This window comes from Salinibacterium sp. PAMC 21357, assembly GCF_000247645.1.
Classification (GTDB): Bacteria; Actinomycetota; Actinomycetes; order Actinomycetales; family Microbacteriaceae; genus Rhodoglobus.
In genome coordinates, this window is the sequence record NZ_AHWA01000005.1 from 386,656 (window position 1) to 409,730 (window position 23,075).

Annotated in this window: 30 protein-coding genes; 20 read left to right on the forward strand and 10 right to left on the reverse strand. The window is 60.3% G+C overall.

All coding sequences use genetic code 11. The features are described 5' to 3' along the window. Positions 1 to 19: 19 nt before the first annotated feature. Positions 20 to 934, reverse strand: coding sequence for a cation diffusion facilitator family transporter (locus tag ON14_RS12165; RefSeq protein WP_010205493.1), 915 nt, complete (start codon positions 932 to 934; stop codon positions 20 to 22). Positions 935 to 1,078: 144 nt separating this feature from the next. After that, positions 1,079 to 1,345, reverse strand: a complete 267-nt coding sequence (locus ON14_RS12170) for a hypothetical protein (RefSeq protein ID WP_010205494.1) — start codon at positions 1,343 to 1,345, stop codon at positions 1,079 to 1,081. 459 nt (positions 1,346 to 1,804) lie between these two features. Here ON14_RS12170 and ON14_RS12175 point away from each other — a divergent pair, with 459 nt between their 5' ends. Further along, positions 1,805 to 2,854, forward strand: a complete 1,050-nt coding sequence (locus ON14_RS12175; protein WP_026037716.1) for a threonine aldolase family protein — start codon at positions 1,805 to 1,807, stop codon at positions 2,852 to 2,854. Positions 2,855 to 2,974: 120 nt separating this feature from the next. Here ON14_RS12175 and ON14_RS12180 read toward each other — a convergent pair whose 3' ends face one another. After that, entirely contained in the window at positions 2,975 to 4,681 is a 1,707-nt protein-coding gene (locus tag ON14_RS12180) for an MDR family MFS transporter (RefSeq protein WP_010205496.1), read from the reverse strand. Positions 4,682 to 4,717: 36 nt separating this feature from the next. After that, positions 4,718 to 5,212, reverse strand: coding sequence for a MarR family winged helix-turn-helix transcriptional regulator (locus tag ON14_RS15260; protein WP_010205497.1), 495 nt, complete (start codon positions 5,210 to 5,212; stop codon positions 4,718 to 4,720). A 166-nt stretch (positions 5,213 to 5,378) separates the two neighbouring features. Here ON14_RS15260 and ON14_RS12190 point away from each other — a divergent pair, with 166 nt between their 5' ends. The 4 genes from ON14_RS12190 to ON14_RS12205 all read left to right on the forward strand — a co-directional run bounded on the left by ON14_RS12190 (position 5,379) and on the right by ON14_RS12205 (position 8,031). Beyond that, on the forward strand, positions 5,379 to 6,023 hold the full coding sequence (locus ON14_RS12190; RefSeq protein WP_050993068.1) for a DNA alkylation repair protein: 645 nt from the start codon (positions 5,379 to 5,381) through the stop codon (positions 6,021 to 6,023). Positions 6,024 to 6,143: 120 nt separating this feature from the next. Beyond that, complete coding sequence (locus ON14_RS12195; RefSeq protein ID WP_010205499.1) at positions 6,144 to 6,521, forward strand: hypothetical protein; 378 nt, start codon at positions 6,144 to 6,146, stop codon at positions 6,519 to 6,521. A 100-nt stretch (positions 6,522 to 6,621) separates the two neighbouring features. Further along, the gene (locus ON14_RS12200; RefSeq protein WP_010205501.1) at positions 6,622 to 7,053 is read left to right on the forward strand and encodes a hypothetical protein; all 432 of its coding nucleotides are present in this window, start codon (positions 6,622 to 6,624) and stop codon (positions 7,051 to 7,053) included. A 96-nt stretch (positions 7,054 to 7,149) separates the two neighbouring features. Further along, a complete protein-coding gene (locus tag ON14_RS12205) occupies positions 7,150 to 8,031 on the forward strand; it encodes a F510_1955 family glycosylhydrolase (protein WP_010205502.1) in 882 nt (293 codons plus the stop codon). A gap of 172 nt (positions 8,032 to 8,203) precedes the next feature. On the opposite strand, the gene ON14_RS12210 is transcribed toward ON14_RS12205, so the two are convergent. Continuing rightward, on the reverse strand, positions 8,204 to 8,677 hold the full coding sequence (locus ON14_RS12210; RefSeq protein WP_010205503.1) for an SRPBCC family protein: 474 nt from the start codon (positions 8,675 to 8,677) through the stop codon (positions 8,204 to 8,206). Between the two features lie 257 nt (positions 8,678 to 8,934). Further along, positions 8,935 to 9,405, reverse strand: a complete 471-nt coding sequence (locus tag ON14_RS12215) for an Lrp/AsnC family transcriptional regulator (RefSeq protein WP_010205505.1) — start codon at positions 9,403 to 9,405, stop codon at positions 8,935 to 8,937. 148 nt (positions 9,406 to 9,553) lie between these two features. Between ON14_RS12215 and ald the strand changes: the two genes are divergently transcribed. Beyond that, the gene (ald, locus tag ON14_RS12220; RefSeq protein WP_010205506.1) at positions 9,554 to 10,639 is read left to right on the forward strand and encodes an alanine dehydrogenase; all 1,086 of its coding nucleotides are present in this window, start codon (positions 9,554 to 9,556) and stop codon (positions 10,637 to 10,639) included. Positions 10,640 to 10,700: 61 nt separating this feature from the next. On the opposite strand, the gene ON14_RS12225 is transcribed toward ald, so the two are convergent. Together ON14_RS12225 and ON14_RS12230 are read right to left on the reverse strand one after the other, a co-directional pair. Beyond that, the gene (locus tag ON14_RS12225; RefSeq protein ID WP_010205508.1) at positions 10,701 to 11,114 is read right to left on the reverse strand and encodes an iron chaperone; all 414 of its coding nucleotides are present in this window, start codon (positions 11,112 to 11,114) and stop codon (positions 10,701 to 10,703) included. A 64-nt stretch (positions 11,115 to 11,178) separates the two neighbouring features. Then, positions 11,179 to 11,625, reverse strand: coding sequence for a hypothetical protein (locus ON14_RS12230; protein WP_010205509.1), 447 nt, complete (start codon positions 11,623 to 11,625; stop codon positions 11,179 to 11,181). Between the two features lie 140 nt (positions 11,626 to 11,765). On the opposite strand from ON14_RS12230, the gene ON14_RS12235 reads away from it, so the two are divergent. Beyond that, positions 11,766 to 12,224 (forward strand): hypothetical protein, encoded by a 459-nt coding sequence (locus ON14_RS12235; protein WP_026037718.1) that lies wholly within the window; start codon positions 11,766 to 11,768, stop codon positions 12,222 to 12,224. Here ON14_RS12235 and ON14_RS12240 read toward each other — a convergent pair. After that, positions 12,216 to 12,986, reverse strand: a complete 771-nt coding sequence (locus tag ON14_RS12240) for a gamma-glutamyl-gamma-aminobutyrate hydrolase family protein (RefSeq protein ID WP_010205511.1) — start codon at positions 12,984 to 12,986, stop codon at positions 12,216 to 12,218. The genes ON14_RS12235 and ON14_RS12240 overlap by 9 nt on opposite strands. 237 nt (positions 12,987 to 13,223) lie before the next feature. Between ON14_RS12240 and ON14_RS12245 the strand changes: the two genes are divergently transcribed. The 13 genes from ON14_RS12245 (at position 13,224) to ON14_RS12305 (ending at position 21,833) form a co-directional block, all read left to right on the forward strand. Then, complete coding sequence (locus ON14_RS12245; protein WP_010205512.1) at positions 13,224 to 13,493, forward strand: helix-turn-helix domain-containing protein; 270 nt, start codon at positions 13,224 to 13,226, stop codon at positions 13,491 to 13,493. Continuing rightward, positions 13,486 to 14,724 (forward strand): type II toxin-antitoxin system HipA family toxin, encoded by a 1,239-nt coding sequence (locus tag ON14_RS12250; RefSeq protein WP_010205514.1) that lies wholly within the window; start codon positions 13,486 to 13,488, stop codon positions 14,722 to 14,724. The genes ON14_RS12245 and ON14_RS12250 overlap by 8 nt, the downstream gene beginning before the upstream one ends. A 126-nt stretch (positions 14,725 to 14,850) precedes the next feature. Then, positions 14,851 to 15,153 carry a hypothetical protein gene (locus ON14_RS12255; protein WP_010205515.1) on the forward strand — a complete coding sequence of 101 codons (303 nt, stop codon included), beginning with the start codon at positions 14,851 to 14,853 and terminating at the stop codon, positions 15,151 to 15,153. Positions 15,154 to 15,226: 73 nt separating this feature from the next. Further along, positions 15,227 to 15,955 carry a hypothetical protein gene (locus ON14_RS12260; protein WP_010205516.1) on the forward strand — a complete coding sequence of 243 codons (729 nt, stop codon included), beginning with the start codon at positions 15,227 to 15,229 and terminating at the stop codon, positions 15,953 to 15,955. Further along, entirely contained in the window at positions 15,952 to 16,335 is a 384-nt protein-coding gene (locus tag ON14_RS12265) for a GntR family transcriptional regulator (RefSeq protein WP_010205517.1), read from the forward strand. The genes ON14_RS12260 and ON14_RS12265 overlap by 4 nt, the downstream gene beginning before the upstream one ends. 36 nt (positions 16,336 to 16,371) lie before the next feature. Then, on the forward strand, positions 16,372 to 17,388 hold the full coding sequence (locus ON14_RS12270) for an epimerase (RefSeq protein ID WP_010205518.1): 1,017 nt from the start codon (positions 16,372 to 16,374) through the stop codon (positions 17,386 to 17,388). Between the two features lie 280 nt (positions 17,389 to 17,668). Further along, entirely contained in the window at positions 17,669 to 18,166 is a 498-nt protein-coding gene (locus ON14_RS12275; RefSeq protein ID WP_026037720.1) for an ArsR/SmtB family transcription factor, read from the forward strand. Positions 18,167 to 18,325: 159 nt separating this feature from the next. Continuing rightward, positions 18,326 to 18,676 (forward strand): hypothetical protein, encoded by a 351-nt coding sequence (locus tag ON14_RS12280; protein ID WP_026037721.1) that lies wholly within the window; start codon positions 18,326 to 18,328, stop codon positions 18,674 to 18,676. A gap of 60 nt (positions 18,677 to 18,736) precedes the next feature. Then, complete coding sequence (locus tag ON14_RS12285; protein ID WP_010205521.1) at positions 18,737 to 19,399, forward strand: DUF5819 family protein; 663 nt, start codon at positions 18,737 to 18,739, stop codon at positions 19,397 to 19,399. Positions 19,400 to 19,407: 8 nt separating this feature from the next. Beyond that, positions 19,408 to 20,412: an HTTM domain-containing protein gene (locus ON14_RS12290; RefSeq protein ID WP_141630053.1), complete on the forward strand. Its 1,005-nt coding sequence runs from the start codon at positions 19,408 to 19,410 to the stop codon at positions 20,410 to 20,412. After that, positions 20,409 to 21,266, forward strand: a complete 858-nt coding sequence (locus ON14_RS12295; RefSeq protein WP_010205524.1) for a serine hydrolase domain-containing protein — start codon at positions 20,409 to 20,411, stop codon at positions 21,264 to 21,266. Before ON14_RS12290 ends, ON14_RS12295 begins: the two co-directional genes overlap by 4 nt. Continuing rightward, positions 21,244 to 21,546, forward strand: coding sequence for a hypothetical protein (locus ON14_RS12300; RefSeq protein WP_010205525.1), 303 nt, complete (start codon positions 21,244 to 21,246; stop codon positions 21,544 to 21,546). Before ON14_RS12295 ends, ON14_RS12300 begins: the two co-directional genes overlap by 23 nt. Further along, positions 21,528 to 21,833 (forward strand): DUF1731 domain-containing protein, encoded by a 306-nt coding sequence (locus tag ON14_RS12305; RefSeq protein WP_337459758.1) that lies wholly within the window; start codon positions 21,528 to 21,530, stop codon positions 21,831 to 21,833. Before ON14_RS12300 ends, ON14_RS12305 begins: the two co-directional genes overlap by 19 nt. A 160-nt stretch (positions 21,834 to 21,993) precedes the next feature. Here the strand turns inward: ON14_RS12305 and ON14_RS12310 are convergent, their stop codons facing one another. Next, positions 21,994 to 22,848 (reverse strand): alpha/beta fold hydrolase, encoded by an 855-nt coding sequence (locus tag ON14_RS12310; protein ID WP_010205529.1) that lies wholly within the window; start codon positions 22,846 to 22,848, stop codon positions 21,994 to 21,996. Positions 22,849 to 23,075: the final 227 nt, after the last annotated feature.

The following is a 23,075-nucleotide window of genomic DNA, read 5'->3' on the forward strand; positions in this document are numbered from 1 at the left end:
CGCCTGTGCCCGTCGCCGCCTAGTGGTGGTGCACGTGCTCTTCGTCGATGTTGCTCTCTGGCTCGATCTGGAAGGTCGAGTGCTCGATGCTCAGCTCGAAGTGTTCAGCGACGCACTTTTGCAGGGCCGGCAGCATTTCGCCAGCGTGCCCGTCGCGAAAGCACGAATCTTCGACAATCACGTGGGCGGTGAGCACGGGCAGATCAGAGGAGATGCGGGTGATGTGCAGGTCGTGTACGGCAGTGACGTGATCCATTTCCAGAATGTGGGCGCGCACCGCTTCGGGGTCAATGCCCTTAGGGGTGGACTCCAGCAGCACGCCAAGACTGGCTTTCAGCAGGATGATGGTGCGGGGCACAATCAGGGTCGCAATCAGAATCCCCACGACGGCATCCGCCTGATACCAGCCATAGAGCGCGATCACGATAGCGCTGATGATGACGCCGACCGAGCCGAGCGCATCGTTGACGACCTCGAGAAAAGCGGCCCTCATGTTGAGGTTCGAGTTGCGCCCGCTTGTCAGCACAATCATTGCGGCAATATTGGCGAGCAGGCCGATGATTCCGAAAATGATGAGGCTGCTGGCCTGAATTTCGGGTGGATCAAAGAGGCGTCGGATGCCCTCGACCAGGGCATAGATTCCGACGGCAAAGAGCAGGGTCGACTGGGCCATCGCGCTCAACACTTCGGTGCGTCGGAGGCCCCACGAGTGTTTATTGGTGGCTGGCCGCTGCATGAGACCAGCAGCAAGCAACGCCATAAGAAGGCCGGCAGAGTCAGTGAGCATGTGAGCGGTATCGACGAGCAGTGCGAGGCTGCCGGTAACGATCGCCCCAATCGCCTGAGCGATAACGACGCCAACGGTGATGATGAAAGCGATGAGCAGCCGGTTGCGGTTGTTAGTGCCCGCGGCGTGGTCGTGGCCGGCGCCCATCAGCGTGCTCCTGCCGTGACGTGAGGCTGAAGGCGCACCGCTCGCGCTCGCAGGCAGTGTGCGATCGTGTTTCGGCTCATGGGGCGATTCTAATTGCCATGCCTGTGCCGGGCGAGTGCAGCGGCACCCCTCAAGGGTTTGGCGCTAGATCGTGGGTTGCGGCCCGGTCGAGGTCGGGTGAAACAGTCGCTGATGGCGAGCCTTCGCGTCAGCGAGCGAGGCGCAGACGCCGAGCGAATGGGCCTGATCGTCGGTGATGCTGAACTGCCCGCTGGAATCTCTTTCGATCATTCCAGCAAATTCACCGCTTGAATTGGCAATCCAAAGGCCAGCTTGAATGCTGGTCCACGCCACTAGGGGGCGTGCTCTATCAGCGGGACCTTCGGTCGGTCGGGGCGCGGTAATCGTCATAGTTTTCTACTCCTTCGAGTTCACACTATTGAAGACCTCGGACACTGTGGTCATGCAGCGCACTGCTGTGTGTTCTCGCTGCACGAACAATTCAACCCCTCCGTCGGCGGTCTGTCGACCCCTCATCCGAGCAATATGATTATTTGCTGCAATCGTCGCCCCTCTGGGTGTGGTCGCTCTTCTGCTCACAGTGCGATACGCAAGCAATGACCTGTCGGGCGGCATCCGCTTGCGTTCTGCGCAAGAAAACTGCGATACCCCGCAGGCGACGTCCGGTGTCTATCCCGCACAGCCACCACAAGTTATTATCGAAGTGAGTGGCTCGGAGCAGTGCTGATCGTCGCCGAACACTTGATGGTTGCGCTTTCTGCGGTGGCAAAACCGTCAGTAGCACCCCGTGGCTCAAAGCCCGACGGTGCAGCGATTGGCATCCCACATATTTCGTTACAGAAAGCTTCCATGACCTCGACCGACTCCATCCTGCGCGGCTATCTGAGTGACAATGCTGCAGGCGCTTCACCGCAGATTTTGGATGCCGTCGTTGCGGCATCCGCAGGCCCTGCTGCCCCCTATGGCAATGATCCGTTCACCGCCCAAATGCGCAGCAAGATGGCAGAAGCCTTCGAATGTGAGCTTGACGTCTTTGCGGTCGGCACCGGTTCAGCCGCGAACGGCATCGGACTTGCCGCTCTGACCCGGCCGTGGGGAAGCATTCTCGCGCACGCCGATAGCCACATTCAGAACGACGAAGCCGGGGCCCCCGAGTTCTTCACCGACGGGTCGAAGATTGTGTTGCTCGGCGGAGAGCACTCCAAAATTGATCCCGACGAATTGCGCGCCGCCGTAAAGGTTGGGGTGGGCGACGTGCACAGCGTGCAAGCATCCGTGCTCAGCATCACGCAAGTCACCGAGACAGGCAGCGTTTACACGATCGACGAACTGCGCACCCTGACTACCATCGCCCGCGAAGCCGGTCTGCGCATCCACATGGATGGTGCCCGTTTCGCCAATGCTCTCGTCGCTCTCGACGTATCGCCGGCCGAAATGACGTGGAAGCTTGGCGTCGACATGCTCTCGTTTGGGGCCACCAAAAACGGCGCCCTTACCGCGGATGCCATTGTCAGCTTCGACCCCACCTTGGCGACGGAGCTATCATTCCGGCACAAGCGCGGTGGCCAACTCACCTCCAAGATGCGCTTTCAGGCAGCCCAACTCGACGCCTACCTGACCGATGGCCTCTGGTTCGACAACGCTCGCCAAGCAAACGCCATGGCGGCACGCCTGCGGGCAGGAATCGCGGATGTCGCGGGCGTCACTGTTACCAGCGAGCCCGGCAGCAACATCCTCTTCGCCATCTTCTCCGACGAATTGACAGAAGCGCTGCACGATCGCGGCTTCGGTTTTTATGCCAACCGTTGGGAGGCAGGTGTCGTGCGCATCGTGGTGTCGTTCGCGCACCAGGCCGCTGACATCGATGCGTTCGTGGCGGCCATTCGCGAGCTGGCCTGACACCCGCAGCGATCACGAGACCCGCAGCGCCCGCAAGAGTTAACTAGAGCAGCCCGACTCGCATTTGCCATGAGGGCAAAATGCTTGTCGGGCTGCTCTGAGCATCACCGTCAGCGCGATTTAATCCGTGCTGGGGCGATTCGGGTGTTCAGAAGAGGTGTCGACTGCCTCTACGGTTGACTCGCTATCGGCCTTAGCGGCAGTCCCAGTGCTTGCCTCAGCCCCTGCGTCAGCCTCGGCCTCAGCATCGGTCGCTCCAGCGGTGGGAGCCATGCCGATTGTGGTGCGGAGCACTGAACCGCGGGCTACCGCGATGGCGATCACTGCGGTAGCGGTAACCAACGCGGCGATCATGAAGATGGAACCGAACGCATCCGCGTAGGCGTGGTGGAATGCCGTCTGGATGACGTCGGGCAGGTCGGTGATGTTGAGGCTGGTTTCTCCTGAACCATTCGAGAGCGCGCTGGGGTCAACGCCGATCTCGGCAAGGTCATCCTTGATGTTGCTGGTCACGTGGTTCGTGAGCACAGCGCCCAGGATGGTCACACCAACAGCGCCACCGAGCGAGCGGAAGAACGCGATTGCAGCCGAAGCTGATCCGACATCCTTCACGTCTACGGTGTTCTGCACGGCGAGCACAACGTTCTGCACGAGTGCACCGATACCGACGCCCATGAGGGCCATGTAGATCGCGACAGCCCAGTACGGGGTGTCGTGGGTGATGGTGCCGAGGCCGGTAAGGCCGGCGAGCATCAGGATGCTGCCGACAAGCATGACGGGCTTCCAGCGACCGATGCGGCTGACGATGAGCCCGCCGATGGTGGCCGACAGCAGTTGGGCGATGATCATCGGAATGGTCATCAGTCCCGCTTGGGTGGGGGTCGCGCCGGTACCGAGCTGGAAGTACTGGGTGAGGAACACCCCGGAGCCAAACATGCCGACACCGATGCCGACGCTGGCGATGATCATCCAGATTGTTGTCGAGTTGCCTAAGAGACGCAACGGAATCATCGGGGCGGGAGCGCGCAGCTCGACGACGACAGCGAAGAAGCCGACGATGAGGAAGGCGGCGAGGAAGACGCCTGACTGCCACGAGATCCAGTCGTAGTCGCTACCTGCAAAGGTAACCCAGAGCATCGGAAGCGCTGCCGTAATGGAGACGAGTACTGCTCCAAGGTAGTCGAGGCGCGTTTTGGCGTGCGGGTTGGTGGGCAGGTGAAGCTTCAGCTGCAGCACAATGAGCGCGATGATCGCCAGCGGCAGGCTGACGAAGAAGCACCAGCGCCATCCGAGCGAGTCGGTGATGATGCCACCGAGCAGCGGTCCGGAGACGGTGGCGACTGCCATGACCGCACCCATGTAGCCGGCGTAGCGCCCACGCTCACGCGGGGCAATGATCGATCCCATGATCGACTGCACGAGGGCAGTGAGGCCACCCATGGCGATTCCTTGGAGCGCGCGAGCGATCATCAGAACGCCGATGGAGCCAGCGAATCCGGCGGCGATGGAGCCGACGAGGAAGAAGACGATGGACAGCTGGGTCAGCATCTTCTTGTTGTAGAGGTCAGAGAGCTTGCCCCAGATCGGGGTCGTGATGGTCATGGTCAGCAGGCTGGCGGTGATCACCCAGGTGTACTGGCGCTGAGTTCCGTCAAGCTCGGCGATGATCGTCGGCAACGCGGTTGACACGATCGTGGTGGAGATCATGGCGGTGAAGAGGGCGGCAAGGAGGCCGGTCATCACTTGCAAGATTTCGCGGTGGGTATACGTTGCTGGCGCGCCGGAGGCGTCGGGCGATTGCGTTGTGGTGCGCGCAGTTGCTGTCATTCGTTGTTCTCTTTTTCGTCTTTAGTGGTGAAGGTGTCAGTTGATTGGGGTGGTGTCGGGCGTAGCGCTAGTTTCAGCGTCGGCCGAAGTTTCGGAGGGTTGAAGTACGTCAGCCAGTCGTTCGTTGAGCACGCTGAGCAGGCGGATGGCGCGCTCAGCTTCTTCGGGAGACCAGTCGTCAAGGGCGGTAGCAAACTTGCGGATGATGTGGCTGTTGCCTTCGGCCACTGCCGCGCGCCCGTGGTCGGTGATGGAGATGAGGATGGCACGCGCATCGCTCGGGTCGGGGCGGCGTTCGACGAGCTCTTCGGCCTCGAGGGCTTCCACAGCGCGGGAGGCAACGGGCGCCGACACCACGAGTTGGTTGGCGAGTTCACCGAGCCGAGCGTCGGAGTCGATCAGGCACCGCAAAAATCCGTACTTCGTGCCGGCGAGACTGCGTTCGCGACTGCGTTGGCCAGCCTTGCGAAAGGTGCGGCTGATCGTGACCATTCCCGTGAGCAGGCCTGCGGCATCCGTCTCGTCAATCATGGCTCATCTCCTTAAGTACTTAGCGAGAGTAACTATATTACTTACCTTAAGCAACTAAATAATGAGATGGATTTTTGGGTCACCCGCTGCACCAACCAAGTTCTCGCGCACGAGAAAAAGGGAGAGTAGCGTCGAACGCGTGAATAACACTGCAGCAGTTGAGGTGATGGCCGAGTTGGCGACGCTCGAAGACCCCAAAGTCCGGGCCATCAACGAACGCCACGGCGACGACCACGGCGTAAATCTCAGCAAGCTGCGAGCGATCGCGAAACGGCTCAAGACGCAGCATCCACTCGCCGTTGAATTGTGGAAAACCGATGACACCCCCGCCCAACTCGTTGCGCTACTCATCTGTCGGCCCGAAGAGTTCACTGCCGACGAGTTAGACGCCATGGTGCGCCAAGCACGAGCATCAAAGGTGCGCGACTGGCTGATCAACTATGTCGTCAAGAAAAGCCCGCACTTCGAAGAATTGCGCGTGGAGTGGTCGGCCGACGCGGATGCTGGCGTGCGCAGTGCCGGTTGGGCGCTGACCGCCGAGCGAGCGCGCAAAAACGCCGACGATCTCGACCTCCCTGGCTTGCTCGACGTTGTAGATGCCGAGATGAAGGATGCCCCGGATCGTCTGCAATGGGAGATGAACAACACCCTTGCCTATATCGGAATCGAGCACGCTGAGCTTCGCGCGCGGGCGCTAGAGATTGGCGAACGGCTTGGAGTATTGAAGGACTACCCGACGCCGCCAGGCTGCACTTCGCCTTACGCGCCGCTATGGATTGCGGAGATGGTGCGCCGCCAAGAAGCCCGGTAGCGTCGAATCATGAGCGAGTCGGCGAGCACGAGCACAAGCACAAGCACAAGCACAAGCACAAGCACAAGCACAAGTGCGGCCCGGGGTAGTGCGGCGAGCGCAGCCTCCAGTAGCGCAGCGATGCCACCCGAGGTGGCGGCGACTTTCAACGACTATCCGGAGCTGATCCGTGGCGAGCTCTTGGTGCTCCGCGACCTTATTCTCGCCACGGCATCCGAGACGGATGGCGTCGGCGCGATCACTGAGACGCTCAAGTGGGGAGAGCCGGCGTACCTCACGAAGGAGACTCGTAGCGGCAGCACGATTCGAATCGCACCGACGAACGCGAAATCTGCGCACGACTACGCGATGTTCTTTATTTGCAGCACCAACTTGGTTAGCGATTTCGAGCCCAGTTTGGCGACACCTTCGCGTATGAGGGTGATCGCGCGGTGTTGTTCACCGTCGGCGACAGCATCCCGGTCGACGAACTGCGCGAGTGTGTGCGGATGGCGCTGACGTACCACCTGCGCAGTGCGAGTGGCCGATAAGCGAGGCTGCCCTGCCGCGTTAGGGGCCACCGCTCAGCACTGAGCCGGCGTCGTCGATTACGATCGACATGGATAAACCGCAGGGGGTGGTGGGTGTGGCCGGGCAAGCGACGAACATTGTTCGAACCCTGCATGCTGCCCTCCTGCTCATTGCTGCGCTGCTAACAGTTGTGGCGCTAGTGATGATGCACTCGGTGGCCGCTGACGCCAGCACCACTTCTGCCGCCACCGCGCACTCAGCAATTCATACTGACGTCATCCCGCACGGCTCCGGTACCCCGAGCATTGAGCTGTGCCCGTGCCCTGGCGATTCCGGCTCGTCGATGTCGATGGCGGAGTGCGCGCCCGTTGCGGCCCCTGCCGGTCTGGTCGCTGTCGCGTCGCTACGCGCAGAGTGCGCAGGCTTCGCGCCGATTGCGCCAGCAACGTCAGCGCATGCTGGCACTCTTGGGCACGCCAAAACACCCTCTCTTTACGCACTTTCTATTAGTCGCACCTGATCGGGCAGATGTCGGCTTCGCCGAGATCTTTACGGCATCCATTGTGATGCTGCCGATGTGTGGACGAAATAGTGAAGGAACCCAGTGAAGAACAGAATGAAGAAGAATGTCGTCGCGCTTACCGCCGGCGCCGTCGTCACCGCCGTGGGGTTGGCGGGATGCGCCCCGACGACCACTCTCGAAAGTACGGAGACTGCGCCGTCAGCGCTCAGCGTCTTCGAGCACGTGCACGGCTTAGGAATTGACTCAGATGAGAACGTCTTAGTGGCGAGCCATTCAGGGATCTATCGAGTGGATGCTGCCGGTGAGTTGAGTGGCCCTCTAGGGGGAGAGCCTTTCGATGCCATGGGGTTCGCGTCGGCGGGCGACCAATATTTTGTGTCCGGGCATCCGAGCCCAGGATCAACAACCTTCGAGGGCCCGAACTTGGGGCTTCTTTCTAGTGCGGATGCGGGGGAGTCGTGGACGAGTGTTTCCCTCGCTGGCGAGACCGACTTTCATGCGCTTTCGGTGAACCAGAACGACCCGACCCGGCTGTACGGGCTGTCGTCTGACGGGGCGCCACTGCTGGCGAGTGCTGACGGCGGCGTCACTTGGAGCGAGGGTGCGAGCATCCAGGCGTATGCGGTGGTGCCTGACCCGAACGTACCCGACCGGCTGTATGCGACGACTCCCGACGGAATGTTGGTCAGCGCTGATGCGGGTCAGTCCTTTAGCTCGCTCGCGGATACGCCGCTTCTCTACCTGCTCGCAGCACCGTCTGATGTTGCCGGTGCGCTCGTCGGCGTAGATGTTGAGGGCGTCGTCTGGGTTCGCTCGGCTGAGGGTGGGCCTTGGTCTGATCGTGGCTCCGTCGAGGGAACGGCGTATGCGCTGACGACCGGCGCAGACGGCGAGCGCATTGCGCTGATTGATGACCGCGGGCTTGTGGAGACGTTCGACGGTGGCGAATCGTGGACGGTTCTCACCGAGGGGTAATCGGGCTCTAGCAAGGGGAGCCGCTGCCGTAGAGTGCGTCAGCGCACGCTCACCCGGCACCGGCCCCCTTGTTCTCTAGGTCCCCGGAATGGGCGACCTCCGCTCGATATATCGCTTTCTCGCGCCGGCGCTCGCGGCCTGGCCAAACGACTAGAAGTTGCTCTCAGTCTCGCTAGCGGCCCAAGCCGTCCTCGGACCGCGGTACTTCTCCGCGCCATTGGCCAGATTCAAAACCGTTCGACTCGATGAGTCGCTTGAATTCTGAGAGGTCCTTGGCGATCTGAAGGTCGTCAATTTGCAGAATCTCGCCAGCTTTCTCGACGAATCCTTCTGGCTTCCAGTCCATTTGGAGCGTGACTCGAGTGCTGCCTTCGCTTAGGCGATGGAAGGTGACGACACCCGCGTGCATCTTCTCGCCCGTGCTGGTCCAGGCGATTCGTTCGTCAGGGTGTTGTTCAACGATTTCTGCATCGAACTCACGGTCGACGCCGCCGACGGACACTTTCCAGTGCATCGTGCGGTCATCGATTTGAGCGATTGAGTTCACGCCGGACATGAAGGCGGGGAACTGCTCGAACTGTGTCCACTGGTTGTAGGCGACGCTAACGGGAACGTCTACGTCGATTTCTTTTGTTACTGTTCCCATGTCAAATCCTCCGATCGAGTTGGAAAAGCTGTGCGCCTACTTTAGGAAGAAAACCATCGAAAGAAACTGGGTTTTCAGGGATCCCTCAGGTCGCGTTCGAAGGATTCCCAGAGTCGCTGTCAGCACTATGATCGTGCCACTCGCGCTCCGCTCAGGCCGAGCACTGGACGCTGGGGAAGGGTCTTGATCGTGGCTGAACCAACAGAACCGGGCGCATCCGCTGACTGGCCCCTCACCGTGCCGCGCTACAATCACTTCTAGGAGAAGTCTGTGGCTACCGCGTTGCGGTGGTACTCAAAGATCATGCTCGTGTTGGTGGAGGCGACGCTGTGTCGAGCTGACAGGTGGTCGACGACGAAGAGTCGCACCTGTGAGGAGTTTTCTACCGCGATGTGGACCAGGAAGTCATCGTTGCCGCCCACGAAGAACAACTGGATCACGTCGGGCAGCCGGCGAACTTCGTCAGTGAAAGCTTGAATGTTCTCCTGGCGGGCTCCCGGTCGCAGCGATACTCCGATGATGGCTTGCAGGCCCCGGCCGAGCTTCGCCTGATTGAGGGCTGCGTGAAAACCGGTGATGAGGCCGCGGTCGAAGAGCGACTTGATGCGGGTGTGAGCAGTGGATGCCGCAATGCCGACCGCGCTTGCGATAGCCGCATTACTCGTGCGAGCATCGCGCGAGAGAAGGCCGAGGATCTTCGTGTCGATCGGGTCAAGGTCGTCAAGCATGCGAAGATCCTTCGGTCAGGATGAGTATTTAGCGCAATTTTCGCATGCTTTCGAGGTTTAGGGGTCGAGTTGCCGATTAATATTCTGACTTTTCTCGAAAAGTCAGAATTTCTGACAGGCTAAGGCCACTACTGCGAAAGGTAAGTCGATGCAAATTTCTGTGCCTGCTGAAATCAAGAACAATGAGAATCGTGTCGCGATCACTCCTGCGGGTGTCGACACCTTGGTGGCAGGCGGGCATACCGTCACGCTGCAGGCCGGGGCCGGTATCGGTAGCGGCTTCTCCGATGAGGAATACGCTGCAGCGGGCGCACACATCGTCGTTGCGGCTGAAGAGGTATGGGCATCCGCCGACCTCGTCGTGAAAGTAAAAGAGCCGATTGCTTCGGAGTACGGCTACTTTCGCAAAGATCTCCTTCTTTTCACCTACCTGCACCTCGCCGCAGACCGCGCGCTGACCGAAGCTCTCGTTGCTTCTGGAACCACCGCGATCGCTTACGAAACTGTTCAGGGCGATGACCGTTCGCTTCCTCTTCTCGCACCGATGAGTGAGGTCGCCGGTCGACTTTCTATCGTCGCTGGTGCTCACGCTCTGCTCAAGGCTGAGGGTGGCGGTGGTCAACTTCTCGGAGGAGTTGCCGGAACGCCGAAAGCAAAGGTTGTCGTCATCGGCGGCGGTGTCGCTGGCGAGCACGCTGCGGCCAACGCTCTCGGCTTGGGCGCCGACGTCACCATCATCGACATTTCCCTGCCTCGTCTTCGCGCGCTAGAAGTGCGTTTCAACGGTGAAATTCAGACTCGTGTTTCGACGCGCTACGAAATTGCTGAGCAGCTTCTCGAAGCCGATCTCGTCATCGGTTCGGTGCTGATCCCCGGCGCCGCAGCCCCCAAGTTGGTGACCGACGAGATGGTTGCGTCAATGAAACCAGGTTCAGTGCTCGTCGACATCGCCATCGATCAGGGCGGATGCTTCGAAGGCTCCCACGCCACGACCTACGACAACCCCACGTTCGCCGTGCACAACTCGCTCTACTACTGCGTCGCCAACATGCCCGGCGCCGTGCCGCGCACTTCGACGCGCGCGCTGAGCAACGCAACGCTGCCGCACGTTGTGGCGATCGCGAACCTCGGTTGGGATGCCGCTGCTGCTGCATCGCCGGCTCTCGCTCGCGGGTTGAACGTCGCCGGTGGCGAAATCGTCAACGAGGGCGTTCGCGCGGCAATGGCGCGCTAGCAGTCTTCCGTTAGCAGTCGCTCGCTAGTCGCCCGCTAACGGTGGTCGGCTAGCGAGAGTGTTAGCCGACCGCTTGAGTGACTAGCTTGCTCACTTGGGCTTCGACGTCATCCGTCCATTCCACTAGGGCGTAGGCGGCAGGCCACATCGGGCCATTATCGAGGGCGGCTTCGTCGCTGAACCCGAGGGTCGCATAGCGCGACTTAAATTTGAGGGCAGCCTGAAAGAAGCACACGATCGTGCCGTCCTTGGCGTAGGCAGGCATCCCGTACCAGGTTTTCGGCGTGAGGTTGGGGGCGGCGGCGAGCACGGTTGCGTGAACATGTTCAGCCAGCGTGCGATCGATGTCAGGCATCTCGGCAATCTTGCTGAGCACATCTTCCAAATCTTCGGCAGCGGATGCTTCACGTTTCGCTTCTCGAGCGCGCTCCTTCATCGCCGCACGTTCGTCTGGGCTGAAACTCTCTTTCGCCATGGACAGGCCTCCTTGAGGTGAGATTACTCTCGTGGCGCGATTGTCTCTAGAGCGTGGTTGGCGGTTATCTTTTGACGGCAAGTCGAGGGCTGACCTGCACCCAGCCTGCTTCGAGGGGCTCGCTATAGCCGGGTGGTAAAAGATGGGCGCCACCGCTACGGCCGCCACCGCCAACCGAGACAGCTGCACCTTCAGTGGCAAAGGCCTCTGGCGGTACGCACACGTGGGACGCGCTCCAGCCGTAGCCGTGTTCTTCCGGGCTTGGCGAAAGAACAGCGATGACGCACCAGTTGTCTTCGTCATCCCGGCTTGAGTAGGCGGTCATCTCACCTTCCTCGCCGAGGAGAGTGAGATCGATTGACGGAAGCATGCCGTCGTCGTCTAGCCACTCGGGAAACTCGGCATCTTCGACTGAGCCGTCTGATTGCAACTCCGTCGAGGTCACGCACCCTGCGAGGACTATGGTGAGCGCAGCACCGATCGCAAGAATCGCGGCAATCGGTTTACTCATCCGTTCAGCGTCGCAGCCCGGTCATCCAATGGCAAGGCTGCTCCATTTTTCTTGGTGATTAACTCACTTGTCATGCCGGCGCGTTCTTTCGAATTTTCATTTCCTCCCTGACGCGAGCTCACGAGGCTAAATTTGTCACCATGAGTCAGGATGCGGAACTGTTGATTGGGTCAACTCTCGACGCCGGCTGGCTGCCCCAAGGAGGGCGAGCAGACGTCATCCGTTCGAGTGTCGCCCCTAGCCCGGCGAGTTTGGTGAGGTTGCTTCTCCGTCGAGGAAGCTCAGTCTTCTGTGTGCCGCGAGACGGTTCAGAGAAACTGGATCTGCCCACCCAACGGGTGCCGCCATCCGATCCTGACGGCCGAGTAGCAGCGCAGCATCTCGTGCAGTTTGTGCTCGGTGCCCCGACCGAACCGAAGCCGATCGGGTTCGTTCGCAACGTTGTTACCACCGCGGCGAAAGGCTACGAGTGGCCGACCCCTCATGCTCACTTCACGCTATGGGCAGCGGATGGTAGTCCGGTAATACCCGGAACGTGGGTAGATATTGGCACCCGCTCAGAGCTCTCAGACCGACACTGGTTTCCGCTTTTAGAGTGACAGCGCATTCTGGCGCGCGTGAAACTCTCGCGCCTGCGCGGTGAGCCAGCCGAAGAGTAGCGTGCGGTCGCGTTCGCTCGACTTGTCGTCTTCGGGATGCCACTGCACGGCAATCAGGGGAGAGCTCGGGTCGGTGCTTTCCACCGCTTCAACCACGCCGTCGGCGGCGCGACCGGTGGCGGTGAGACCGGCGCCCACGACATCCACCGCCTGGTGATGGCCGGAGCGGATTGTCATCGTGCCGTCGCCATAGAGCTCGGAAAGCTGCGAAGTGGGTGCGAGCGTGACGTCGTGGTCGACCATCGCATCGACGCCCTTACCGCTGTGCACGACGGTGCTCGGCTCGAGGTGCTGGATGAGGGTGCCCCCACGCGCAACGTTCACGATGTGCATCCCGCGGCAGATCGCGAGCAGCGGCAGGCGACGTTCGGTGGCCTGGTTCACAAGTTCGATGTCGACGCGGTCTGTGGTGCGATCGATGTTGTAGAGCTTCGGATGCCGCTCGGCTGCACCATACTCGTCGGGGTCAACATCGCCACCGCCGAGCAGCACGACGCCGTCTGCCTGGCTGAGCGCAGCATCCACGTCAGCAGCGGTGAACCCGTCGACGCTAATGACCCGGGCACCAGTAGCTTCGATGGCCGATTTCATGGAGGCTTCGAGCCCATGAATGAGCGCCGTGAGCTCGGGCTTCTCCTGGTCGCCGCCGGCCGAGGCCCTCGACAACACGACGGTGGGAACGTACTCAGGGGTGGTCGTCATGGGCGGAATCCTCTTGCCAGCATTCGGTCGCTCAGACCGCTGAGATCAGCCTAATTGAGGTGAGCGCGCGCGGAGAGCAACGCGACCGCAGCGCCGGATGCTACGAGCCGCCGACGGAATTAACGACGGCAATATTACCGTCGAACTCCTTGACGGTAATATTGCCGTCAGATGTGTTGACGGCAATAAGACCGTCGGATACGCTGAAGGCAATAAGACCGTCGAAGGGGGCTAGTCATGGGAGCGCGAGGAGAAGTGAAGAGTGCGGAGGCGCTCGGCCGGATGCTGCAACAGGGCCGATTCGTCAGCGGTCTCTCTCAGCGCGAACTCGCCGAGCGACTTGACGCCGATCAGAAGTACATTTGGGCTTTGGAATCAGGAAAGAAACAGATCGTGCTCGAACGCATTTTCGAGATCATGAGGGAGACGGGCATCCGGATGTATCTGGAAGTCGACGAGCCGCAGGCGGGATCAGCGGAGAACACGGGGGATGCCAGCAATGGCTGACCTCCGCGTCGAGCTCTACGGTGAACTGGTCGGACATCTCGTAGGCGGTGACCGCCGCACTTTCGACTTCATCGCGACCCCAGAGGCCATCGCCGCGTGGGGGCTGGGGAGCACGATTCTTTCAGAGTCGGTGCCGCTCGACCTCGTCGCGAACCGCAGCCGCGCAGGGCGCCGCCGCAATTTCTTCGCCGAGATACTTCCTGAGGGGCGAGCTCTGGAGAACTTGGCCGCGGAGATCAGGGTCTCTGCCGATGACGTGATTCCACTCCTTGCCAGATTCGGGCGTGATGTTGCCGGCGCGATACAGATTTACGACCCGGAGGCTCCGGGGGAGCCCCGCACGCCCGCCCGTGCGGCGGTTAGCTCCGCCGAAATTGGCCGGATGCTCACCAATACCCAAGCGGCGCCGCTCGGAAATCGACCCCAATCGGGCCGAACATCGCTGGCTGGCGTGCAAGACAAGATCGTTCTCGCGCGCGAAGATGGCCAATGGTTTCAAGTGGTGGAGGGCTATCCCTCCACCCACATCGTGAAGCCACCGTCATCCCGCTACCCCACCATCACGTTCGACGAGGAGTACGGCTATCGTGCAGCGAAGGCCGCAGGCCTGACGTCGCTGGAGGCGAAGATCGAAAACTTCGACGGCATCCAAGGTCTCGTGATTGAGCGCTACGACCGCTCCCCGGACGCGCCGCAGGGGCGCATCCACCAAGAAGATATGAACCAGGCGCTCGGCGCGTCGAGGAACGAGAAGTACCAAGAATTCGGCGGCAAAGTAACGCTCAAACGAATATCGGATGTTCTAGGTCGCGACGGCGATCGGGAGTCTGTTGAGCAACTACTGAGACTTCTCACGGTCTCACAAGCAGTCGGAAACCTCGATATGCACGGCAAGAACATCAGCATGCTCCACCTGCACGACGGAACCACGAGAATCACTCCGGCCTACGATGTGGTGCCGCAAACCCACCTCGACAGTGACGGCAAGATGGCGTTGGCGGTGAGCCGAAAGTATGCGCATAGCGCCATCACTATCGACGACCTCGTCGCGGAAGCTGAGACGTGGAAAGTGCGTTCGGCTCGCGCGATCATCTCATCAACACTCGACAGCGTCGACGTCTTTCTTCGCGCAGAGGCGCCCGTTGCACAGGCCTACCCGGGACTCCACGATGATATTTCGCGGTTTACCCGGAATCTGCTTGACGGTAGGCAGACCGGTTACGTGTCCTAAGACATCGAGTTGCAATGGCGGTGAGTAGCCGCGTTGCTCGCCGCGCTCGATCATCAGAGGCTGCGCCGTACGTGAAATGATCTAGGCTCAATTATTGAGTTTCATTGACGAGGCAAGGAGCGCAGCATGTCGGAGCACGATCGCGCGGCCGATCACCTTGAGGTGCGCATCGAAAAGCGCCTAGGTCATCCGGTGCGTCATGCGGCACGGTTCGCGGCCGAACTCGTCGGAAGTGTGCTGATGGGTGACACCAGCCCGAGAGGGCCAGGTGCCGACCTCGTCGTGGTGCGCCGCGCGACCGGTGTAGAGATTATCCGCACCCCTGTTGACTCGGTGGAAGAGGCCGATCAGTTGCTCCGCGTAGTGCGCCGCGATCTCGACGAGAAGTCGGTTCTCGAATTCACTGCCGAATGGCACGAGCCTTCGTAGGCCCCTGTTTTGGGTGTATCAAGTTATTGATACAGCAGGCACTCTGTATCAATACACCGATACAGGGGGAACGATGACGTTAGACAACGGCTTAGTGGTTATTTTCGCGGTGCTCGCGATCGCGATGATCATCGTGTTCGTGCGGCTCGCCAAGGCGCCGAATCCGCTTCACGTCATAACTGAGGAGGCTCGGCCACAAGTGCGACCCCCATCCACGGTGACCGTCGCCAGCCTCGAAGCGCGCCGCTGGTGGAGCTTTGCGCAACCCCGCACAATCGCCGCGATGGCGGCGCTCGCGGTGGCCACGCTCGTCGTGCAAACCGCCGTGGTGCTCGTCTCACTCCTCGACCAAGGCGCGTTCGGAGATGATCAATCGACCGCGCAGCTTGCTGCGGCCGTCGCTGCTGCGATTGTCGTTGTCACCGCAGTCAGCTTCTTCTTGCTTCGCAGGTTCGCACACCGCGCCGCACCGCCAGAGCGCGAGCAGTTGGCGCTCGACATTGCTGTGCGCAGCGTCTCTGCCCGCATCGTCACCTCCGTCACGAGCGCTCTACTCTTTGCCCTTCTCGCCAACGCCGTCGCGATGCTGGGCAATCGTGTTTCGGTTTACCACGCGGTGCGAGCGGGTCAAAACTCTATGGGCGCTGTGGCGTTCACAGTGGACACCATCGCCGGCATCCTCACCGCTGTGCTGGTAATCGGAGCGATCGTCGAACTCATTATCAGCATCGTGCTCGCGACTTCCTTGATCGGTCACAAGATCCGGCAACGTCGTACACCTGCAGAGCAGTCGGCGGCATGATCACCGTCGATCAGTCGCTGGCGATCCCGGCCTTCGAGCAGATCCGCGGTCAGCTTGCCCATGCCATCCGCGCGGGCGAATTGGATGCCGGAGCCAGGCTCCCTTCAATTCGCCAGCTTGCCGGCGACCTGCGTGTCGCACCGGGAACCGTCGCTCGCGCGTTCACCGAGTTGGAGGCCGCCGGGCTCATCCGCAGCGATCGCCGCGGCGCTCGCGTGGAAGAGACGACGGTTGCGGGTGACGATCTGCGCACCGCTGCGGCAGCGTTTATCCGTTGCGCGCGCGAGGCTTCTATTCCGCTGGAGGATGCCCTTAGCCTGGTTCGCGCTGACTGGGAGTCGGCAGCCTGTGAGGGGGAACCTGGCAAGCAAGCTCGATAGACTTGCCTGAGAAAACTTCAGTCTGATAGGGGCGTCATGGCAGTGGAACCGGTAGCGGCACAATCAGCGACAGAAGCACCGGCAGCACAGCCGATCGCAGTGATCGCCGGAGCCAGCGGTTTCGTCGGGCCAGCAATCGCCAACGCCTTCCGCGAAGACGGTTACGACGTGCGGTTTATCGGTCGTAGCGCCGCTGTCACCTGGGACGATCCTGCCGCTATTGCCCTCCTCATTGACGGCTCAGCAATCGTCATCAACCTCGCGGGCAAGTCCGTGAACTGCCGCTACAACGTCAAGAACCGTAACGAGATTTTGCGCTCGCGAGTGGAGACGACTCGGGCACTGCGAGAGGCGATCGCCGCGGCATCCGCCCCGCCCGCCATCTGGATGAACGCCTCAACGGCCACGATCTACCGCCACTCAACCGACCGCCCCAACAGCGACGACAATGGCGAACTCGGCAAAGGTTTCTCGGTGGATGTTGCCCGCAACTGGGAGAACGAATTCTTCGAGAGCGACCTGCCGCAGACCCGCCGCGTTGCTCTCCGCATGGCGATCGTGCTGGGTGATGGCCCGGCCACAAACCTCCTTCTGCGGCTTGCACGCATCGGTCTCGGCGGCCCCCAAATCGACGGCTGGTGGTTCGGCCACAGCCGTTACCGTGGCATCGGCCCCACGCCAACCGGCGGCGGTCGCGCCGAAGGTCACAAGACGGGCGGGCGCCAAAAGTTCAGCTGGGTTCACCTCGACGACGTGGTGCGCGCGATCCGCTTCGTGCGCGACACCGACACGATCACCGGGCCCATAAACGTCGCGAGCCCCAACCCCTCAGACAACCGCACCCTCATGAGCATCCTCCGTCGCGCTGCCGGTATGCCTTTCGGATTGCCTGCCTGGCGTTGGATGCTCGAGCCAGCCATGTGGGTGCTGAGAACCGAACCCGAACTCATCCTCAAAAGCCGCTGGGTTGTGCCAGGCACGCTCACCCAGGCGGGCTTCACGTTCGAGCATCCTGACCTCGCGGATGCGATCAAGGACATAACCGAGCGTTGAAATTTAGCTCCAACAGCCCATGGAGACCTGAACGCGCGCTGAGACTAGTGCCGGATTTTCGAGAGGATTGACCCGCTCGGAGGGAATCTCAGAAAGATCAGTGTGGCAAGCCATTGGTGGAAATGAAGCTGAACGAACTTAGCCACGTTTCAGTTATCGCCGCCGGTGCTTTTGCGGTGCGCGGAGCACTAATTGAGAGCCTTCCGCGGGGCATCGCGACCAAGCGTTGTTGCGTGCATAGCGATAGGGTGCGGATGTGGAATACCTGTCGACTGAACTCATGCGAACGCTGGAAGAGATCAGCGCCCGCTTGGCAGCCTTGGAGTCAGCTATCGCGGTTCGCGACGCGAATGAGACTACTCGCCGGGAGTCCTCGCTCTGGGCTATTGAAGAGCTTCGCGCGCAGGCTTCAGCCAGCGGAGCCGTCATCTACGCTGGCGTTGTGCCTAGTAGCAGCGGGGGACAAATTGAATGGCAATATGGTCTGCCCATCGACATCATTGTCGCTCGCTCGTGGCCCGAACGTGCTGGCGCCCTTTCAGCTCTGGCGCATCCCATTCGCCTTCGCATTCTGCAGCTAATTTTCGAAGGCACCGACCGCATCGTTGACATGGCTGGCCTGAACGATACCGGTACGACTGGTCAGATATACCACCACGTAAAGCTGCTGGCTGATGCTGGATGGGTCGTCCCAGCCGGTCGTGGCCGCCTAGCGATACCTAGCGCTCGTGTTGTACCTCTGATGGCACTCTTTGCGATCGTTGATTCTCCGGAGTGACATTTACTCTTGTAATTTCGCCTACAAGCGCACATAATTTATGAATTACTCAGAAAAGTAGAGTTATTCCGTAATAATGCGGGCCAAGTAGAGACCGAATCTGTGGTCATGGGTATCCCTCTCGGATGCTCCGCAGCGTCGGCGCAGAGAGGGAGCAAGATGAGTACAGTGACGAAAGCACTAATTGGACTAGTCGGTAGTACCGCGATCGTGGCGACAGGAATTGTTGTCTCAACGAGTCCCCCGACAATCGCGAACGCCAATACGGCAGCGGTATCGGTGGTTGCGTCCGCTGCCGTGGTCGGGAGCGAGTCCGACGACATTAAACAGCCGAACGTTCCTGTTGCGGTGGCGACTGCACTGGCCCGAGGCTTCACGGCCGCAAAAGCACCGCAAGCGGTCAGCCAAGCTGCCCGCCAAGGATCTTTTCTGCAAGGGCTGGGGTTCTTGGCGTCGGCACCCACTAACGCCGACGCCGCCGCTATCCAAAACGCATACTTCGACCGCTAAGAAGTGGATCTCTGTGTGGGTAGCTGTTTCGGCGGTTCCAGCATCTGCGCGAGGAATTAGATGATTTGGTCACGCTATTCCTCGTTCATGAGGGTGGTACTCAGCGCGCTTGGGTTGACGTTCGTCTCGGCATTCCTCGGATCAGCTCTGGTTATGGCGGGCCCGACGACACCATTGACGTTCCCGGCGCTAGGCGTCGTGGCGTCGGTTATGCAGCCCCATTTCATTCAGAACTGGAGTCTCTTTGCTCCTGACCCGATCAGTGAAGAACGTGGAATCGCCGCCCGCTATCGCTGTGAAAGTGGCGATGTAACCGAATACGTCGACGTGACGACCCGTGTCATTCAGGAAGTGCAGAGGGATCGATTTTTTCCAAGTAGAGAGTCGCGCATCATTAGTAATGGAATTCTTGAACGCTTCGCGGAAGATCCCATGCTGCGGGCGCTTCGTGATTCCACTGATCACACTGTCCTGAACTCCCCTGCCGCTATCGAGATTATTGTGGCGGAGGAATCGGGCCGAGATGCTGCAGAACTGATGCTCGCCCGATACGCGATTGCGATCAGTGATGAGGGTACCTGTGATGCTGCAAATGGCATGCCTGCTGTCGGCGCGGTTCAGCTCCGCTACGTCTTTCACGCGTTCCCCGGGTGGTCACAGCGACACGACCTTCGCTCCCAAGGCGATGTCACATTCACAGACTCTGGCTGGATTAGCCCGTGACTGGCGTAATGGGTACCTCTAGACACATCATCGATCGAGTGTCCCGGTGGATGACGATGACTCCGCACGGAGAGACGTCGCTATCATTGCTCCGCGCAGTCGTCGGGTTTCTCGGGCTCGCGTATTATCTGGTCGATTACGAAGATCGGCGCCTTTTTTTCGGCCCTGATGGTGTTTACGGAGCAGCGGCCGTTCGCGAAACGGTCGACGACCTGGGGACCTTCGATCTGTACGTGCTTAGCGACTCAGTTGTGTTTTTCGAGATCGTATTTCACTTGGGCATCCTTCTGAGCATTGCGGTCCTCCTTGGCGTCGGAGGTCGTGTCATCCTCGCCTGCCATTACATCGTTCTCTGGTCGACGTACACGCAGAATGTTGCGCTGCTGGATGGCGGGGACAATCTACTCATGATCGTGATTCCCGTGCTGCTGCTAACGCGGTGTTACTCACGGTTCAAGCTGCCGATTATGCAACTACCCCCTATGCGGCATCCGGGGATGTTTGGCTCAGCCCTCAACAATGTCGGCCTACTGCTCATTGCTGGGCAAATCTGCATCGTTTATTTGATGTCGGGTTTGTACAAAGTTCAGGGACAAATGTGGCAAGACGGCACGGCGCTTTATTACATATTGCGCGTGCCTGATTTCTACTTCCCCGGGGTGACCGAGTTGCTTTTTACGTCAGACATCCTTCTCGTGCTCGGAGCTTACGCCACCGTCCTCTCGTCCATAGCCTTCCCTTTTCTTGTCCTCTTTCCTCAGGGTCGGCTTCCAGCGGTCCTAGTTATGACGGCTTTTCATCTCAGTATTGCGACGTTCATGGGACTCACCGCCTTTGCGCTCATAATGATCGCCTGCGATCTTGTTTTCGTGGACCGTCATGTCTGCGCGGGTCGACGAGAAATTACGGCGATGGTAGGCCGCGCGCTAAGGCACGTTGTTGGTGTCCGATCTCGGCCGACTTCGAGCCGCGAGGTCGATGCCCTTGGAATCACTGGGGAGGTAGGGTCGTGAAGTCGGATAGGAATTCGGCAAGCGTCATCACGGGCGGTCGCATCGAGACTCGTTTGGGAGCGGAGTATCGAGCCGGCGCGCTCGTCGAGTGGGCAAGCGTCACAAAAACAGTAACTGCGGCCACTACACTCGCTGCACTCCGCGAAGTAGGAGTTCAGGAGTCCACGCGGGTATCCGAACTGTTGCCTGATGTCGATATTGGAGGACGTTATTCGGTGGCTGACCTCCTCGATCACACCTCGGGTCTGCCCAGAGTTCATCCGGGGATGCCCAGCGGAATTTTCGGTGACCCATACTCTGGGGTTGAGGATGCCACTGTGTTTGCGGTTCTCTCGAGAGACTCATCATCGGGCGGAACCGCTCGTGAGTATTCGAATCTAGGCTACGCCGTTCTGGGCGCAGTTATCCAAGCGATTACAGGTGAAGGCTGGCTTGAAGCGTGTGAACGCCTCGTGCTCAAGCCTGCTGGAGTGAGTTCCGCGACTGTCTCACCAGCGGATGCAGATCGCGTACTCTTGCGCGGTTTATGGGGAAAACCTCGAGAGCCTTGGGGCTTGTCTGGCAGCGCGTACGTCGCTGCGGGCGGTTTGTGGTCAACGCTCGACGATGTGGCTCGATTTGGTGCGTTCGCCAAGTCCTCTAATCCACACCTGCGAGGATGGGAACGTCGAGATGACCTTGTTTGGCACAGTGGACAGAGTCGTGACAGCGGGATATGTCTTCTTCTTACAGACAACGGAGCAATTGCCGCGCATACGATTGGGCACATCCCGGGGGCCGCAGATAAGTTGGCGCTTGACCTTCTCCCCGCGGATGCCGAGGAAATAGCCGTTGACGCGACACGACCGCGCTAGTGATTATTTGGAGGCGCGCCTTGAACAGCGTCGTCTTAGTCGTCTTCGCCGTGCCGGACGGTTCGCCGCTGGCGTTGTTGGGGCGCTGCTCGCGGGAGATTCCGCGATAGCAGGCCCGGTAGCCGACCTCGTAGTGACTCGGCGTGAGACAGGAGGCGAAGTGCTTCGCACTGAGGCGGGGCCGCCCGAAGTGGCTGAACAACTGCTCCGCACCGTGCGTACAGACCTTGAGCAGAAAAGCATTGCCGAGTTTGTGCAAGAGTGGCATCTATTCGAGTAGAAGGCTCTAAAACTCAGCACCTTTTGGGGCCCGCCCATTTAAACGTCGCGAGCCCCAACCCCTCAGACAACCGCACGCTCATGGGCATCCTCCGCCGCGCGGCCGGAATGCCGTTCGGTTTGCCAGCCTGGCGATGGATGCTCGAGCCCGCCATGATGGTGCTGCGAACCGAACCCGAACTCATCCTCAAAAGTTGCTGGGTTGTGCCAGGCACGCTTACCGAGGCCGGCTTCACGTTCGAGCATCCTGATCTTGCGGATGCTATCAAGGAGATATCCGGCCGCTAGCCTCGATCGCAACGGATGCCGGTGTGCCCGTGATGCTCGGATTCATGAAGCGTTTCGGCTTGGCCTATAACCGGCTAAAGAGCCTCATTGACGAGACGGAACACTTCATTGGGGCGCCTCAGGGCGCCGAAGAATTCAGCCCCTCCGCCGCAACCGCTACTTACGCGGCGCTCGTGTCAGCTTCGCCCAAAAACCGGCTGATCGCATCCAGGACCTGCTGGTCGCGCATCACCCGGTGATGGTTGAGCCCGGAGGTGAGCAGGGTGCGGGAGTTCTCTGGATGCGCGGCAGCGAGCAGTTCTGCCTGACCGTACGGCACCCAGGTGTCGTCGCGGTCGTGGATGATCAACAGCGGTACGTCGAGCGGGGCCGCGGTTGCCGACAAACTGTTCCAAAAATCGGGCACGGTGCTAAAACGACGCCGTTCGATTCGCTGAATCAAGCCATCGAGGGTGCGGGGGTTCAGCTGCATGACCCCGCTGACGCTCGTGACCACGTACCGTAGCTCTGCCACCCCACCGATCGACACCAGCCGGCCGGTCTGAGTGCCATTGCGGATGGCGAGAGTCGCTGCGAGGTTGCCGAAGGAATGCGCCACCATTGCTTCGAACGGGCCGTACTGTTCACCGAGCATCTCGATGGCGGCGGCAAAGTCGCGCACATCAGGCAGCCGCCCGCGTGACCGGCCATGCCCCGGTGCATCGAACGCAATAATGGTGCGATCGTCTCGACGCAATTCGTGAACAATGTCGCCAAACTCAGCAGCGCGGCCATGCCAGCCATGAGTTAACAGCACCGAGTTGGGCCCGTCTCCCCAGGTGTAAACGGCGATGCGATTGCCGTTAACGCGGATCGTCGACCGGGTTGCCCCGTCGATAACCGACTGTTCGCGAGGGTGCACCTGCTTAGGCAGGCCACTCGATAGCCAGAGCACATAGGCAGCCTCGATAGCGAGCCGCGGAGTGAAGCGCTGCATCAGGCCGAGCGTGGCGACAGCCGTGTCACGTACAGACATTAATCCCCTACCCGCGGTATTGCGAACACGCTAGATAGTACGTCAGCCCGTCAAATATGAGCAGAAAGCAGTCTCCGAATGTGCCGAACTTTCTCCATCGCGCGTCGGGTGCGGATGCCTGTTTTGGATGCTCGACCTGAGCAACTCGGCATTGCGGCAGAGCTGTCTAGCCCTAGCACTGGGGGGCGGTGGATGCGCAATTTGACGCCACTCCGTTCTCGCAGTCT